The following is a 14,661-nucleotide window of genomic DNA, read 5'->3' as shown; positions in this document are numbered from 1 at the left end:
GCGGGAAACCGCTATTGTACCTTGCCGGCACCCGGATTTTGCACTGCGACATCACGACGGGGCCGTGTTACCGCCCATCCTGATAATGCTTATGCGTCACTTTTACCGAATGGACGGCTCAGAGTGACGTCGCCGAGCGCGCGGCCTGCTCGTACAGGCCGGTCAGCACCCGCATCAGCCGGGCGAGCTCCCCGATCTCGGCATTCTCTTCGCTGCCTTCGGTGAAGTTGCTGGTCAGGCATTGTTCGCGGATCTCGCGATAGCGTGCGCAGGCCTCGGCACCGGCCGGGGTGGTCGAATAAGTGGCCTCCTTGCCGACCCGCTCCCCGCTCACCAGCCCCAGCCCCTGCAGCTTCTTCAATGCGTAGGTCACCAGGTGGGTGTCTTCCACGTTCAGCACGAAGCAGATATCGGCCAGCCGCTTGGGCCGGCCGCGATGGTTCACGTGATGCAGCACCAGCACGTCCAGGAAGGTCAGGTCGCGCACCCCCGCCGCCCCCATGCAGCGCACCACCCAGCGGCTGTAGGCATTGTAGGCGGTGTTCAGCCCGAACTCGAACTCGGACAGCTCGGGGCTGCGCACCGACACCAGGTGCGAGGACGACACGATATTGGCCCCGGCCGCGCGCGACAGCGCGGTGGCCGGCCTTGCCTTATCGGCAACGGCAGAGGCATCGGCCACGGCGGCGGCGGTATGCCCGCTCTCGGCTGGCTTGCGTGGCATGCGGGAGACTCCTTTCGATGGGACGGCGCTGGCGTGCTAGGTATAAGCCCGGAGCGCGCCCCGGCAATTTTAGCTTGACAGTTTATTGGCGAATTATGAGCATGAACACCTAATAAATACAGGTAAAGCATGAGGGAGGACGCCGGCCACGACTGGCCCTGCGCATGTGCACCGCGCCCTTCCCCGTGCCGGCAGGCGGCCGCCACCATGGCGGTGCCCGCCCCGCCCTCGCACCCCGTTTGCAGACCCCATGCCATCCATGCTTCCCGACCTCGACACCCTGAACACCCGCCTGCGCGACGGCGCCACCAGCCGTGCGCAGATCATCGAGCAGGCGGCCGCGCTTGCCGCCGCGCCGGCTGCCGAGGCCGTGTTCCTGCACAGCACCTTCGAGGCCGCGGCCCAGGTCGCGCGCGCTGCCGATGCCGCCGGCCGCGCCGGCAAGGCGCTGCATCCGCTGGCGGGGCTGCCGGTTTCAGTCAAGGACCTTTACGACGTGGCCGGCGAAGTCACCAGCGCAGCCTCGCTGGTGCGCAAGGATGCCGCGCCGGCCACCGCGGACGCCACCGTGGTCGCCCGCCTGCGCGCTGCAGGGGCAGCCCTGGTCGGGCGCACCAACATGACGGAGTTCGCGTTCTCGGGCGTGGGCATCAATCCCCACTACGGCACGCCGGCCAACCCAGCCGGCACCGATGGCGTGGCACGCATCCCGGGCGGCTCGTCGTCGGGTGCGGCCGTTTCGGTGGCGCTGGGGCTGGCGGTCGCGGCGCTTGGCAGCGACACCGGCGGCTCCATCCGCATCCCCGCCGCGCTATGCGGCATCACCGGCTTCAAGCCCACCGCGCGGCGCGTGCCGCTGACGGGGGCCTTTCCGCTGTCCTACACGCTCGACACCGCCTGCGCGATGGCGCGCACGGTCAGCGACTGCATTGCCGTGGACAGTGTGATCGCGGACAGCGCAGTGATCCCGCGCGTCACCAACCCCGCCGCGACGCGGCTGGCGATCCCGCGCCAGGTCCTGCTGGACGACCTCGACCCGGTGGTGGCGCGCGCCTTTGACCGCGCGCTGGGCCGGCTGTCGGCCGCCGGCGTGCAACTGGAGCATGTCGACCTGCCCGAGCTCGGCGAACTGGCGGGCCTGAACGCCCAGGGCGGCTTCAGCTCGGCCGAAGCCTTTGCCATCCACCGCCACCTGCTGGCCGCCCGGCGCGACCTGTACGACCCGCGCGTGGCCTCGCGCATCGACCGCGGCGCCAATGTCAGCGCCGCCGACTATATCGACCTGGGCCGCGCCCGGCTGGACTGGATCGCCCGCATGGAAGCGCGCCTGGCCCGCTTCGACGCCGTGGTCTGCCCGACCGTGCCGATGGTCGCGCCCGAGATTGCGCCGCTGCGCACCGATGATGCGCAGTTCTTCCGCGTCAATGCCCTGCTGCTGCGCAATACCTCGGCCTTCAATTTCCTTGACGGCTGCTCGATCTCGCTGCCCTGCCACGCGCCGGACGAGCTGCCCGTGGGCCTGATGCTGTCGCACGGCCCGATGCGCGATGCCGGCCTGCTGGGCACGGCCCTTGCGTTGGAACGCATCGTGCAACCTTCACAGCGCGACGACTGAGCCCTGCCGCCGCGCCGTTGATCTTGCGCCGGCGTGCCCGCCAATGCGGCACGACCGGCACCAGGTAGTACGCAACCAGCAGTACCACCGCGCCCCCGCGCACACACCAGGAGAGATCGAGATGCGAGTCAAGGCAATCGTTGCGGCCGGCCTGATGCTGGCCGCCGTGGCGGCACAGGCGGATACCAAGTGGGACCTGCCGACCGGTTATCCGGCCAGCAACCTGCATACCGAGAACCTGCAACAGATGGCCAACGACGTGGACAAGGCCACCGGCGGCAAGCTCAAGATCGTGCTGCACCCCAATGGCTCGCTGCTCAAGGCCAACGAGATCAAGCGCGGCGTGCAGACCGGCCAGGTGCAGATGGGCGAGATCCTGATGTCCTTGCTGGCCAACGAGAATCCGGTGTTCGGCGTCGATGCGGTGCCGTTCCTGGCCACCAGCTATGCCGACGCCTACAAGCTGTGGCAGGCCTCGCGCCCGGTCACCGAGAAGGTGCTCGACAAGCAGGGCATGAAGCTGCTGTACGCGGTGGCCTGGCCGCCGCAGGGCATCTATGCCAACAAGCCGATCAATTCCGCCGCGGACATGAAGGGCCTGAAATGGCGCGCGTACAACCCGGCCACCTCGCGCATCGCCGAGCTGGTCAGCGCCCAGCCGGTGACCATCCAGGCTGCCGACCTGGCACAGGCGCTGGCCACTGGCACGGTCAACTCCTTCATGTCGTCGGGCGCAACCGGCGTCGACACCAAGGTGTGGGAGAGCGTGAAGTACTTCTACACGGTGGACGCCTGGCTGCCCAAGAACATGCTGGTGGTCAGCAAGAAAGCGTTCGCGGCACTGGACAAGCCGACCCAGGAGGCCCTGCTCAAGGCCGTCGCCGACGCCGAGAAGCGCGGCTGGCAGGTCTCGGAGCAAAAGACCAAGGAGTACCTGGCCACCCTGTCGCGCAACGGCATGACGGTGCAGCCGCCTTCGCCGCAGCTCAAGGCCGACATGCAGAAGGTGGGCAAGGTCATGGTGGATGACTGGGCCAAGGGCGCGGGCGAGGACGGCAAGGCTATCCTGGACGCCTACCGCAAGTAGGCTGATGTGCGCTCCCTCTCCCCTCAGCGGGAGAGGGGAGCAAACCTGCCTGATCGATGTTCGTCAGCAAGCCTGCTGCCCGCTTGCCTCAACTGCTGCCCATCATGCCAACTGCCCCCTCCTCCAAGCGCTGGCTCGACCGCCTGCTTGACCTCTTTGCCGTGCTCGGCGCGCTGTGCATCCTCGCCGTCTGCGTGATCATGATCCTGATGTCGCTGTCGCGGGAGACCTCGGTGATCTTCAAGGGTGGCGATGACATCGTCGCCTGGCTGTGCGCGGCGTCCGCCTTCCTGATCCTTGGCCAGACCTTCCAGCATGGCGGCATCGTGCGCGTCGAGATGCTGCTGGGGGCCGTGGGCCCGCGCCGGCGCCGGGTGCTGGAGCTGGTCTCGCTGACCGTCTGCCTGGCGTTTGCCGCCTACGCGGCCTGGGCGCTTGGCACCTTTGCGTGGCAGAGCTGGGAAATCGGCGATGTCTCCCAGGGCCAGATCGTGATCCCGCTGTGGATTCCGCAGAGCTTCGCGGTGCTTGGCTGCGTCGGCTTCCTGCTGGCGGTCGCCGATGAATGGCTGCGCGTGGTGCGCGGACACAAGCCGCGCTACCAGGTGGCCCATGAAGAAAAGCTCGCCGCCGGCGATTTCGGGGAGACGGTCTGATGAGCACAGTCGTGGTTGCACTGATCCTGCTGCTGGTGATGATCGTCTTCCTGGCGATCGGCGCGTGGATCCCCGTGGCCATTGCGGTCACCTCATGGGTCGGTCTGGTGGTGTTCTCGGACCGCGAGGCGCTGGTCAGCCTGGCCAACGCATGGTGGTCGTCGAGCGCCTCATACACGCTGGCATCGCTGCCCCTCTTTGTCTGGATGGGCGAGATCCTGTTCCGCACCAAGCTGTCCGAGCAGATGTTCAGCGGGCTGTCGCCGTGGCTGAGCTGGCTGCCCGGGCGGCTGATGCACGTCAATATCCTGGGCTGCGGCATTTTTGGCTCGGTGTCGGGGTCGTCGGCGGCCACCTGCGCCACCATCGCCAAATCGGCGCTGCCGGAACTCACGCGGCGCGGCTACGACGAGCGCACTACGCTCGGCTCGCTGTCCTGCGCCGGCACGCTCGGCATCCTGATCCCGCCGTCGATCACGATGGTGGTGTACGCGGTGTCGGCGGACGTGTCGATCATCCGCGTGTTCCTGGCGGGCTTCATACCCGGCCTGCTGCTGATGCTGCTGTTCTCCAGCTATATCGTGGTCTGGGCACTGGCCAACCCGGACAAAACCCCGCCGTCGGAGCACTTCAACTGGCGTGCGCGGCTGGCATCGATCCGCCAGCTGCTGCCGTGCATCGTGCTGATCGCCTTTATCACCGTGATCATGGTGACCGGCTACTCCACCGCGACCGAGGCCGCAGCCTATGGCGTGGTGGCTTCGCTGGCGCTGGCGTGGGCGGGCGGCTCGCTCACGCGCGCGGCGTTCTGGGACAGCCTGATGTCGGCCACGCGGCTGACCGCGATGATCATGTTCGTGCTGGGCGCGACCTCGTTCCTGTCGGTTACCATGAGCTTTACCGGCATCCCGCGCGCGCTGGCGGAATGGGTGGCGGCGATGCACCTGTCGCCGTGGGCGCTGATCGCCGTGCTGACAGTGATCTACATCGTGCTGGGCACGGCGCTGGACGGCATCTCGATGATCGCGCTGACCACCGCGACGGTGCTGCCGATGGTGCAGGCGGCCGGCTTCGACCTGGTCTGGTTCGGCATCTTCATCGTGCTGCTGGTGGAGATCGCCGAGGTGACGCCACCCGTGGGCTTCAACCTGTTCGTGTTGCAGAGCATGACAGGCAAGGACAGCAATTACATAGCAAGGGTCTCGCTGCCCTTTTTCATGATGATGGTGGTGGCGATCGCCATCGTCACGATCTGGCCGGGCGTGGTCACCTGGCTGCCGGACATTGTCATGCAGCAGGAAGTCAAATAGCATTGGCCGGCCCCGCCCGGCCATTTGCCGCCGGCCCGGCAATATGGAGGGTCCCAGTCCGATGCATGTGATCGTCATCGGCGCCGGCGCGATCGGCGTCAGTTCCGCCTGGTACCTGCGGCAGGCCGGTTTCGACGTGACCGTGCTCGAACGCCGCGCCGCACCGGCGCAGGAAGCCAGCTTCGGCAATGCCGGCGTGATCGCGCCCGGCTATGTCACGCCATGGGCGGCGCCGGGCATGCCCGGCAAGATCCTGCGCACGCTCTTTGCGCGCGAGGCGCCGGTCCTGTTCCGCCCTTCCGCCGACCCGGCCATGTGGCGCTGGATCGCGCGCTGGCTGCGCGAATGCCAGCTGGAGCGCTACCGCGCCAACAAGCTGCGCATGCAGCGGCTGGCGTTCTACAGCCGCGGGTGCCTGCACCGGCTGCGCAGCGAGCTGCAGATCGACTACGAGCAGTCGCAAGGCTACCTGCAGCTGTTCCGCACCGCGCGCGACCTTGACTGGCCGCGCCCGCCGTGGCCCTGCTGCGCGAGAACAACGTGCCGCACCGGCTGGTCAGCGCGCAGGAATGCCGCCGTATCGAACCGGGCCTGGCGGCCGACACGCCGCTGGCTGGCGGGCTGCACCTGCCGGAAGACGAGTCCGGCAACTGCCCGATGTTCGTGCGCGCGCTGCACCGGCATGCCGAGGCCGCAGGCGTATCGTTCCGCTTCGACACCCGGGTGGCGCGCGTCAGGCCCGACAACGCGGGCAAGCTGCAGGTCGAGCTGCAGCACTCCGACAAGAAGCGCCCTGGCCAGGTGCTGAGCGCCGACCGCGTGCTGGTCGCGGCCGGCGCCGACAGCACCGCGCTGCTGCGCCCGCTGGGCCTGCGCATGCCGCTGTATCCGGTCAAAGGCTACTCGGTGACGGTGATGGTCCGCGACGAACTGCAGGCGCCGCTGGGCGCGCTGATGGATGAGTCCTACAAGGTCGCGATCACGCGCATGGGCAACCGCCTGCGCGTGGCGGGTACGGCCGAGCTGGGCTCACGCAAGCTTGATCTGCGGCCGGCCGCCCTGAACACCCTGGTCAAGGTCGCGCGCGACTGGTTCCCGGTGGCAGGCAACTACCAGGAAGCCACGCAATGGGTGGGCGCGCGGCCGATGCTGCCGGACGGGCCGCCGCTGATCGGCCCAACAGCCGTGCCCGGCCTGTTCCTCAACCTCGGCCATGGCTCGACGGGCTGGGCGATGAGCTGCGGATCGGGCAAGATTGCGGCTGACCAGATCGCCGCCAGCGCCGGCACCCATGGCGGCCCGGACATCGACATGGAGGGCCTGTTGCCCGACCGCTACGGCCTGGGGCCCGCCAGATAACCACACATGACACCCTCTGCCTCTACCGCCACCTCGCACGCAAACGGCGACGGCTGGTTTGCACTCGATGCCGCTGCCTCCGCACCGGTTCCGCTGTACGACGTCGCCGCCATCCGCCGCATCGAGAACGCCGCCTTCACGCAACTGCCCGCCTTTACGCTGATGTCGCGCGCCGGCGCCGCGGCCGCGCGCTGGCTGGCCTGCCATGCACCCGCCGGCCCGCTGCTGTTCCTGGCGGGCCCCGGCAATAACGGCGGCGATGCGCTGGTGGCCGCCACGCAATTGCACAGCGCCGGCCGTGCCGTGCAGGTATGGCTGACGGCGGACCCGCAGCACCTGCCCGCCGACGCCGCGACCGCCTGGCAGCAAGCGCACGCAGCCGGCGTCCCGGTCAGCGTGGTCGCAGGCATCGCTGCCTCGCATGACGCGGACTGGCCCGCGGGCACCGCTGCGCTCGTCGACGGCCTGCTCGGCATCGGCCTGAACCGCCCCGCCGACGGCACCATGGCGTGGTGGATCGGACAAATCAACCGCAGCGCGCTGCCGGTGTTTGCGCTGGACATCCCCAGCGGCCTGTTCGCCGACACCGGCGCGGGCGCGCCGGCCGTGCGCGCGCAGCGCACGCTGACCTTTATCGCCGCCAAGCCCGGGCTGCTGACGCTCGACGGGCGCGACTGCGCCGGCGAGGTCGATATCGCGCCGATCGGCCTTGACTATCCGCCGGACGAAACGCCCCATTGCCTGGTAAACGGCCCGGCGCTGTTCAGCACGGCGCTGCCGCGCCGCCACCATGCCAGCAACAAGGGCACGCATGGCTCGCTGGCGCTCATCGGCGGCAACCTGGGCATGACCGGGGCGCCGCTGCTGGGCGCCAGGGCCGCGCAGTTCCTCGGCGCGGGCAAGGTGCATATCGGCTTCCTGGCGCAGCCCGCACCGCTGTTCGATCCGCTGCATCCGGAGCTGATGCTGCATGCCGTGGACGCACTGGCCCTCGCTGCCATGTCGGCGCTGGTGATCGGTCCTGGCATGGGCACGGACGCCAACGCACACAAGCAGTTTGCGCGGCTGCTGCAAGCCGCGCCGCTGCCGCTTGTGCTGGATGCCGATGCCCTGAACCTGCTGGCTGCCGATCCGGCGCTGGCCGGGGCACTGGCCGCCAGCGGCGCGGCCTGCGTGATAACGCCGCACCCGCTCGAAGCCGCCCGGCTGATGGGCGTTCCCGTCGCCGAGGTGCAGCGCGACCGGCCCGCTGCTGCCGCAGCACTGGCTGCGCAATGGCAGGCCGTGGTCGTGCTGAAGGGATCGGGCACAGTGATCGCGGCGCCTGACGGCAGTCCATGCACGCTCAACCCGAGCGGCAATGCCGCACTTGCCAGCGCCGGCACCGGCGACGTGCTGGCCGGCATGCTGGGGGCGCTGCTGGCGCAAGGCATGGCGCCGCTGGCCGCGGCCCGGGCGGCGGTGTGGATCCATGGACGCGCCGCCGATGCCCTTGTCGCCCAGGGCACCGGGCCGGCCGGCGTCACCGCAAGCGAACTGTACGCGCCCGCGCGCACCATCTTCAACCAGTTGCTGGCCGGGGCCCGCGCATGACGCGCGGCGCGATGCTGCGCGATCCCGCCGACCGCCGCCACCTGCTCACCGGCATCGCCCTGCTGGTCATCGGACAATGGATCCTCAGCCTGCTCGATGCCACCAGCAAGACCCTGACGCAGCAAGGACTGCCGCTGGTGGCCGTGGCATGGGTGCGCTATGTCGGGCATGTGGTCGCGATCTTCCTGCTGCTCGGCCCCGCCGGCTGGCGGCGCCAGTGGCGGCCGGCAAGGCCAGGGCTGCAGTGGCTGCGGGGCGCGCTGATGCTGGTCTCGACGCTGGTGTTCTTCAGCGTGCTGATGCTGATGCCGCTGGCGCAGGCCACGGCGCTGAATTTCTGCGCGCCGCTGTTCGTGGTGGCACTATCGCCGTGGCTGCTGGGCGAGCGCCCCGGGCGCCATGCCCGCTGGATGCGCTGGACCGGTGTGGTGGTCGGCTTTGCCGGCATGCTGGTGGTGGTGCGCCCGGGGGGCCAGCTCAGTCCGCTCGGTGTCGGCCTGGGCCTGGTGTCGGCGCTGGTGTTCGCGCTGATGCAGATGCTGACACGCCGCATTGCCGCGCACGACACACCGATGACCACGCTGATCCAGAGCGGCGTAACCGGCGCCTGCCTGACCACGCTGATCGTGCCCTTCTTCTGGTTCAGCGCCTGGCCTACGCCGATGCAATGTGCGCTGCTGTTGTCCGCGGGGATCACCGGATCACTTGGCCATTATTTCGTCATCCGGGCCTTCCAGTACGCGGATGCGTCTTTCCTGAGCCCCTTCCTCTACCTGCAGATCCTGTCCGCGACGGTAATCGGCTACCTGGCCTTCGGCCAGTTGCCCGACTGGACCACCGCAATCGGCATCGGCATCATCTGTCTGGGAGGCTTGTGCGTCGCTGGGGGAGAACCCGTGCTACGCGCCATCGCGGCCCGGCTCGGCGGCGCGCGCCGTCAGACAATGTCCGATACTTAGCCTGCGCCCACGCTGGTATGTTGCAAGTGGTAACGATATGACGCCGCTGCCAGGCCGGATCCCGGCAGCGCTGACGATATACTTGCATCTCTGTCTTGTGAGCCGGCAACGCCACGCGGCTCGCGCAACCTCGATTGTCCTGCATGCCCACTGACCTTCACGCCTGGAACGCCCTGCTGCGGCACCACGACACCCTTCGCGACGCCCAGATGCGCGACGGGTTCGATCGCGAAGGCGCGCAGCGCGTCGCACAATTCTCGCTGGAAGCCGCCGGGCTCTATCTCGACTATTCGAAGAACCGGATCACGCCCGAAACCATGCGCCTGCTGGTACAGCTGGCAGCCGAGGCCGGCGTGACCAGACGCCGCGACGCGATGTTCACGGGCGAGCATATCAATACGACTGAAGACCGCGCGGCACTGCACGTAGCGCTGCGCGCGACTGCCGGCGCCGGCTACAAGGTCGACGGCGAGCAGGTCATGCCGGCAATCCAGAAGGTGCTGGTACGCATGCGCGATTTCTCGGAACGGGTGCGCAGCGGCGCCTGGAAGGGTGTCACCGGCGAGCGCATCACCGATGTCATCAATATCGGCATCGGCGGCTCCGACCTGGGGCCGCGCATGGTGTGCCGCGCGCTGTCGCACCTGGCCGATGCCGATGGCAATGCCGCGCCGCGCATGCACTTTGTTTCCAATGTCGACGGCACCGACCTGGCCGAGACGCTGGTGCGGCTCGACCCGCAACGGACGCTGGTGATCGTCTGCTCCAAGACCTTCACCACGCTGGAAACCATGGCCAACGCGCGCAGCGCGCGCGCCTGGTTTGTCGCCAACGGCGTGGCCGAGCATGACCTTGCCAAGCATTTCGTCGCAGTCTCGACCAATACCGAAGCGGTGCGCGAGTTCGGCATCGACCCGGCCAATATGTTCGAGTTCTGGGACTGGATCGGCGGACGCTTTTCGCTGTGGTCGTCGGTCGGCCTGTCGATCACGCTGGCCGTGGGCTTCAACGCCTTCGCCGACTTGCTGGCCGGCGCGCGCGCCATGGACGAGCATTTCCGCACCGCGCCGCTGGAACGCAACATGCCGGTGGTCCTGGGCATGCTGGGCATCTGGTACCGCAATTTCTGGCATTTGCCCACCAGCTGCATGGCGCCCTACTCCACCTCGCTGGAGCTGTTTCCCGCCTTCCTGCAGCAGCTGGAGATGGAGAGCAACGGCAAGTCGGTGCAGCTTGACGGGCAGCCCGTGCGCACGCATACCTCGCCGGTGGTGTGGGGCACGGCCGGCACCAACGGGCAGCATGCCTATTTCCAGCAGATCCACCAGGGCTCGCAGGTGGTGCCGGTGGATTTTGTCGCGCCGCTGGTGCCGCCGCGCCGGCTGGCAGGCCATCACGCCAAGCTGCTGGCCAACTGCTTTGCGCAGGCCGAGGCGCTGATGCGCGGGCGCAGCGCCGATGAGCTGCGTGCCGCCGGCCTGAAGAACGAAGTCCGTATCGCCCATATGGTGTTCGAGGGCAATCGCCCCAGCAACACCTTGCTGATGGAAAACCTGACGCCGCATGTGCTGGGTGCGCTGATTGCGCTGTATGAGCACCGCACCTTCGTGCAGGGCGTGGTCTGGAAGATCAATTCCTTCGACCAGTGGGGCGTCGAGCTGGGCAAGATCCTGGCCCGTCCGATCGAGGCCGAGCTGACCGGGAATGCCATCGGCCAGCACGATGCCTCCACCACGTCGCTGATCGAGCGCGCCCGCGCGGTGCTGAAGGCGGGCGCCGCCAGCTAGACCTCCGCGCCCATCCATTCATCGCTGGCCACGCGGCCGGCGTCGATGGTCAGGATACGGCCACAGCGCGCCGCCACCGAGCGGTCATGCGTGACCAGCACCAGCGTTGAGCCGGCATCGCGGTTAAGCTCGAACATCAGCGCGATCACGGCTTCGCCAGTGGCGGTATCGAGGCTGCCGGTGGGCTCGTCGGCAAACAGGATGTCCGGGCGCGCCACGAACGCGCGCGCCAGCGCCACGCGCTGCTGCTCGCCGCCCGACAGCGTGCGCGGATAGTGCCCCAGCCGCGCGCCCAGGCCCACGCGCAGCAGCATGTCCAGGGCGCGCTCGCGCACCTGCGACGTTTCGCCGCGCAGCTCCAGCGGCAGCATCACGTTTTCCAGCGCGGTCAGGTGGCCGACCAGCTGGAACGACTGGAACACAAAGCCGACATGGCGGCCCCGCACGGCGGCGCGCTGGTCCTCGTCCAGCGCGAACAGGTCCTGGCCCTGCAGCCGTACCGTGCCCGTGCTGGGCAGGTCCAGCCCCGCCAGCAGCCCGAGCAGCGTCGACTTGCCCGATCCGGACGCCCCCACGATGGCGAGCGTTTCGCCCGGCGTGACGGAAAAGGTCACGTCGTGCAAAATCGTCAGCGAACCGGTCGTGTCGGCAACGGTCTTTCCGAGGGACTCGACAGCGAGAATGGAAGAAGACATGGATATTGGGATCCGAGGCAAATGGCGCCGGCTGCTGCTGGCAACCGGCATGGCACTGACGATATCGGCCGGGGCCTCAGCCCAGGCTGCGGCCCCGGCACTGCTGGTGCTTGGCGACAGCCTCTCCGCCGAGTACGGCATCGCGCGCGGCGCGGGCTGGGTCACGCTGCTGCAGGACCGCCTGCGGCAGGAGCGCTTCGATTATAGCGTTGTCAATGCCAGCATCAGCGGCGAGACCACCATCGGCGGCAAGACGCGGCTGCCGGAGCTGCTGTCGCGGCACCGCCCGGCCATCGTGGTGGTGGAGCTTGGCGCCAACGACGCGCTGCGCGGATTGCCGCTGCAGACCACTGAGGCCAACCTGCGCAACATCGTCAGCATGGCACAGAAGGCCGGCGCGGGCGTGCTGCTGATCGGCATGCGCATCCCGCCCAACTACGGGCAGGACTACACCGAGAAGTTCGTCTCGCTGTATCCGAAGCTGGCCGGCGAGTACAAGGTGCGGCTGGTGCCGTTCTTCCTCGACAATGTCATCGCGCGGCAGGACTGGTTCCAGCCCGACCGCATCCACCCGACCGCCGCGGCACAGCCAGTGCTGCTCGATACGGTGTGGCCGCAGCTCAAGCCGATGCTCAGGCGCAGCGGCGCGAAGTAAGAATAAAAAAAACCCCTGCCGCCTGGCAGGGGTCCTTGCTGGCAGCGGGGCTGCCGGGGCTGATCTGGCGCTTACTCGGCGCCTTGCGGCTGCGTGGCACCCACCGGCGTCAGCATCTTGACCTTCGAGCGTGCCTTCAGGCTTTCATAGAATGCCTGCAGGTCGGTCTGGCCGGCGAGCTGCGACAGCTGCTGCGCTTCGGCCTGGCGTTGCGCCGGGTTGGCCTGCGTCGGCTGGCTGACCTTGGTGATACGGTAGACCGCGTAGCCTTCGGCCCCCAGGTCGACACCCACCACCGCGGGCAGCTTGTTCGCATCGGCGCGCAGCACCGCTTCGACCGCCTTCGGCGGCATACCCTCGGCCTTGGCGCGCGACACGGTCTGCACCGCGCCAAAGCCGTCGGCGCTGTCTGCCTTCTTCAGTGCGGCAAGCCGGGCCTCGCCGTCCTTGCGCGCCAGTTCGGCCGCCTGCTGGGCGATATAGCCCTCGCGCACCTTGGCTTCGACTTCCTCGAACTTGCGCACGGCCGCCGGGCGGTACTCGACGATGCGCGCGGCCACCAGCGTGTTCGGGGCCACCTGGACGGCCTCGGTGTTGCGCTTATTCTTGATCGCGTCGTCGCTGAACAGCGCCTTGAGCAGCTTGTCGTTGTTGAGCGGGCTCTGCGCGCCCAGCGCCGGGTTCGGCTGGCGCGTGACGTTGTCGGCGGTCTGGATGGTCAGCTTGAACTTGTCGGCGGCGGGCTTGAGGCTGTCAGCCTGCTCATAGACGGTGTTGCCGAAGGCATCGGCCTGCTCGGCAAACTTCTTGTCGGCGAACTGCTTGCGCAGCTCAGCTTCGAGTTCCGTGCGCACGGCTTCCAGCGGCTTGGTCTCGGCGGGCTTGATGCCAGTCAGCTTGATGATGTGATAGCCGTAGTCGGTTTCCACCACGTCGCTGACCTGGCCATCCTTGAGCGCGTACATGGCGTCCTCGAACGGCTTGACCAGCGCGCCGCGGCCCATGAAGCCCAGGTCGCCGCCCTTCTCGGCCGAGCCCGGGTCCTGCGAGTTCTTGCGCGCCACGTCGGCGAAGGTGTCAGGGTGCTTGCGCAGGTCCTCCAGCAGCTTGGTGGCCTTGTCCTTCGCGGCCTGGCGCTGGGCGGCCGGCGCATCCTTCGGCGCGCTGATCAGGATATGGCTGGCGCGGCGCTGCTCGTCGATGCGGAAGCGCGCGATATTGCTGTCGTAGTAGGACTTCAGCTCTTCGGGCGTGACCGCCTGCGTCGCGGCCAGGGCCTCGCCCGACAGCAGCAGGTACTCGACCTTGGCTTGTTCCGGCACCGAGAAGGCCTGCTGGTGGCTGTCGTAGTAGGCCTTCAGCGCGGCTGCATCGGGCTGCACCTTGGCGGTGTAGCCGGCCGGCTTGAACAGCAGCGCCTGCACATCGCGCTGCTGATCGCGCACGGCGATCAGGCGATCGAGCAGCGACTTGGGCACGAATGCCGTCGCGGCGACCGATGCGCCCAGCTGCTGCGTGGCCAGCTCGAAGCGCATGCGGGCATCGAACTGCTCGGGCGTCATGCCCTGCGACTGCAGCAGCTGCAGGTAGGCCTTGTCGTCGACCTTGCCGTCCTTGGTGCGCGGCAACTGCGCGATCGCCGGCAGGTTGCTGATTTCCTCGAGCAGCTTGGCGTCGGACACGGTCAGGTGCTCACGCGCCACGGCACTGGCCATCACGCGCTGCAGGATCAGCTGGTCCAGCACGGCCTTGCGGGCGTCCGGGCCTTCGAACTGGCGCGGGTCATAGCTGGCGCCCAGGACCTGGCGCGCGCGTTCGCTCTGGTCGCGCACGACGTTATCGATCTCCTGCACGCTGATGGCGCGGCCGTCGACCTTGGCGGCATCGTGCGAGCTGTCCATGAAGCGCGAATAGCTTTCCACGCCGAAGAACACGAACGACGGGAAAACAAGCACCAGCAGCAGCAAGAGCATCAGGCGCCGGTTGTTGCGTACGAAATCAAGCATGCGGATTCGGGTAGTGGATTGGCACGAAAGACAAACTCCACAATTCTATCAGGAGCCGCTGGGCGCGCACCCTTATGCAGGGTGGGAAACATGAGGGAACAAATGAAAACGCCCGCTGATGCGGGCGTTTTCAATAAAACTGGCGGAGTGGACGGGACTCGCCCACGTCCCGCGGGCCGCTGCTGCGCTTGCAAGCGCAGCCCTTCGATTCCCGC

11 protein-coding genes and 1 pseudogene are annotated in these 14,661 nt (G+C 68.0%); 9 read left to right on the top strand and 3 right to left on the bottom strand.

What is annotated here, in order from left to right:
* Positions 1 to 118: 118 nt before the first annotated feature.
* Positions 119 to 724, bottom strand: coding sequence for a winged helix DNA-binding protein (locus AC3WRI_RS11600; RefSeq protein WP_010810063.1), 606 nt, complete (start codon positions 722 to 724; stop codon positions 119 to 121).
* 250 nt (positions 725 to 974) lie between these two features.
* On the opposite strand from AC3WRI_RS11600, the gene AC3WRI_RS11595 reads away from it, so the two are divergent.
* From AC3WRI_RS11595 to pgi, 8 genes and pseudogenes are all read left to right on the top strand, one after another.
* Complete coding sequence (locus AC3WRI_RS11595) at positions 975 to 2,339, top strand: amidase (protein ID WP_454750083.1); 1,365 nt, start codon at positions 975 to 977, stop codon at positions 2,337 to 2,339.
* A 121-nt stretch (positions 2,340 to 2,460) separates the two neighbouring features.
* Positions 2,461 to 3,426 carry a TRAP transporter substrate-binding protein gene (locus AC3WRI_RS11590; protein WP_010810065.1) on the top strand — a complete coding sequence of 322 codons (966 nt, stop codon included), beginning with the start codon at positions 2,461 to 2,463 and terminating at the stop codon, positions 3,424 to 3,426.
* 104 nt (positions 3,427 to 3,530) lie between these two features.
* The gene (locus AC3WRI_RS11585; RefSeq protein WP_037023387.1) at positions 3,531 to 4,082 is read left to right on the top strand and encodes a TRAP transporter small permease subunit; all 552 of its coding nucleotides are present in this window, start codon (positions 3,531 to 3,533) and stop codon (positions 4,080 to 4,082) included.
* On the top strand, positions 4,082 to 5,392 hold the full coding sequence (locus tag AC3WRI_RS11580; protein WP_492293347.1) for a TRAP transporter large permease: 1,311 nt from the start codon (positions 4,082 to 4,084) through the stop codon (positions 5,390 to 5,392). Before AC3WRI_RS11585 ends, AC3WRI_RS11580 begins: the two co-directional genes overlap by 1 nt.
* Before the next feature lie 61 nt (positions 5,393 to 5,453).
* Positions 5,454 to 6,751: pseudogene (locus tag AC3WRI_RS11575) on the top strand (D-amino acid dehydrogenase).
* 6 nt (positions 6,752 to 6,757) lie between these two features.
* Positions 6,758 to 8,344, top strand: a complete 1,587-nt coding sequence (locus tag AC3WRI_RS11570) for a bifunctional ADP-dependent NAD(P)H-hydrate dehydratase/NAD(P)H-hydrate epimerase (protein ID WP_010810069.1) — start codon at positions 6,758 to 6,760, stop codon at positions 8,342 to 8,344.
* Positions 8,341 to 9,303, top strand: a complete 963-nt coding sequence (locus tag AC3WRI_RS11565; protein WP_010810070.1) for a DMT family transporter — start codon at positions 8,341 to 8,343, stop codon at positions 9,301 to 9,303. The genes AC3WRI_RS11570 and AC3WRI_RS11565 overlap by 4 nt, the downstream gene beginning before the upstream one ends.
* A 143-nt stretch (positions 9,304 to 9,446) precedes the next feature.
* Positions 9,447 to 11,090 (top strand): glucose-6-phosphate isomerase, encoded by a 1,644-nt coding sequence (pgi, locus tag AC3WRI_RS11560; RefSeq protein WP_492293346.1) that lies wholly within the window; start codon positions 9,447 to 9,449, stop codon positions 11,088 to 11,090.
* On the opposite strand, the gene AC3WRI_RS11555 is transcribed toward pgi, so the two are convergent.
* Complete coding sequence (locus AC3WRI_RS11555) at positions 11,087 to 11,785, bottom strand: ABC transporter ATP-binding protein (RefSeq protein WP_010810072.1); 699 nt, start codon at positions 11,783 to 11,785, stop codon at positions 11,087 to 11,089. The two genes, pgi and AC3WRI_RS11555, sit on opposite strands and share 4 nt — an antisense overlap.
* Between AC3WRI_RS11555 and AC3WRI_RS11550 the strand changes: the two genes are divergently transcribed.
* Positions 11,784 to 12,440, top strand: coding sequence for an arylesterase (locus tag AC3WRI_RS11550; RefSeq protein ID WP_011615121.1), 657 nt, complete (start codon positions 11,784 to 11,786; stop codon positions 12,438 to 12,440). The two genes, AC3WRI_RS11555 and AC3WRI_RS11550, sit on opposite strands and share 2 nt — an antisense overlap.
* Before the next feature lie 71 nt (positions 12,441 to 12,511).
* Here AC3WRI_RS11550 and AC3WRI_RS11545 read toward each other — a convergent pair whose 3' ends face one another.
* Complete coding sequence (locus tag AC3WRI_RS11545) at positions 12,512 to 14,446, bottom strand: SurA N-terminal domain-containing protein (RefSeq protein ID WP_011615120.1); 1,935 nt, start codon at positions 14,444 to 14,446, stop codon at positions 12,512 to 12,514.
* Positions 14,447 to 14,661: the final 215 nt, after the last annotated feature.

It is taken from the genome of Cupriavidus sp. FW305-27, assembly GCF_058787995.1.
The sequence above is the reverse complement of the archived record's forward strand: the minus strand, read 5'-3'. Positions and strand labels throughout refer to the sequence as shown.

What these genes read in the sequence shown, in the direction of transcription:
- AC3WRI_RS11590 (WP_010810065.1), top strand. Translation starts at nt 2,461, where the DNA reads ATGCGAGTCAAGGCAATCGTTGCGGCCGGCCTGATGCTGGCCGCCGTG.
- AC3WRI_RS11585 (WP_037023387.1), top strand. Translation starts at nt 3,531, where the DNA reads ATGCCAACTGCCCCCTCCTCCAAGCGCTGGCTCGACCGCCTGCTTGAC.
- AC3WRI_RS11555 (WP_010810072.1), bottom strand. Translation starts at nt 11,785, where the DNA reads ATGTCTTCTTCCATTCTCGCTGTCGAGTCCCTCGGAAAGACCGTTGCC.
- AC3WRI_RS11550 (WP_011615121.1), top strand. Translation starts at nt 11,784, where the DNA reads ATGGATATTGGGATCCGAGGCAAATGGCGCCGGCTGCTGCTGGCAACC.
- AC3WRI_RS11600 (WP_010810063.1), bottom strand. Translation starts at nt 724, where the DNA reads ATGCCACGCAAGCCAGCCGAGAGCGGGCATACCGCCGCCGCCGTGGCC.
- pgi (WP_492293346.1), top strand. Translation starts at nt 9,447, where the DNA reads ATGCCCACTGACCTTCACGCCTGGAACGCCCTGCTGCGGCACCACGAC.
- AC3WRI_RS11595 (WP_454750083.1), top strand. Translation starts at nt 975, where the DNA reads ATGCCATCCATGCTTCCCGACCTCGACACCCTGAACACCCGCCTGCGC.
- AC3WRI_RS11545 (WP_011615120.1), bottom strand. Translation starts at nt 14,446, where the DNA reads ATGCTTGATTTCGTACGCAACAACCGGCGCCTGATGCTCTTGCTGCTG.
- AC3WRI_RS11570 (WP_010810069.1), top strand. Translation starts at nt 6,758, where the DNA reads ATGACACCCTCTGCCTCTACCGCCACCTCGCACGCAAACGGCGACGGC.
- AC3WRI_RS11580 (WP_492293347.1), top strand. Translation starts at nt 4,082, where the DNA reads ATGAGCACAGTCGTGGTTGCACTGATCCTGCTGCTGGTGATGATCGTC.
- AC3WRI_RS11565 (WP_010810070.1), top strand. Translation starts at nt 8,341, where the DNA reads ATGACGCGCGGCGCGATGCTGCGCGATCCCGCCGACCGCCGCCACCTG.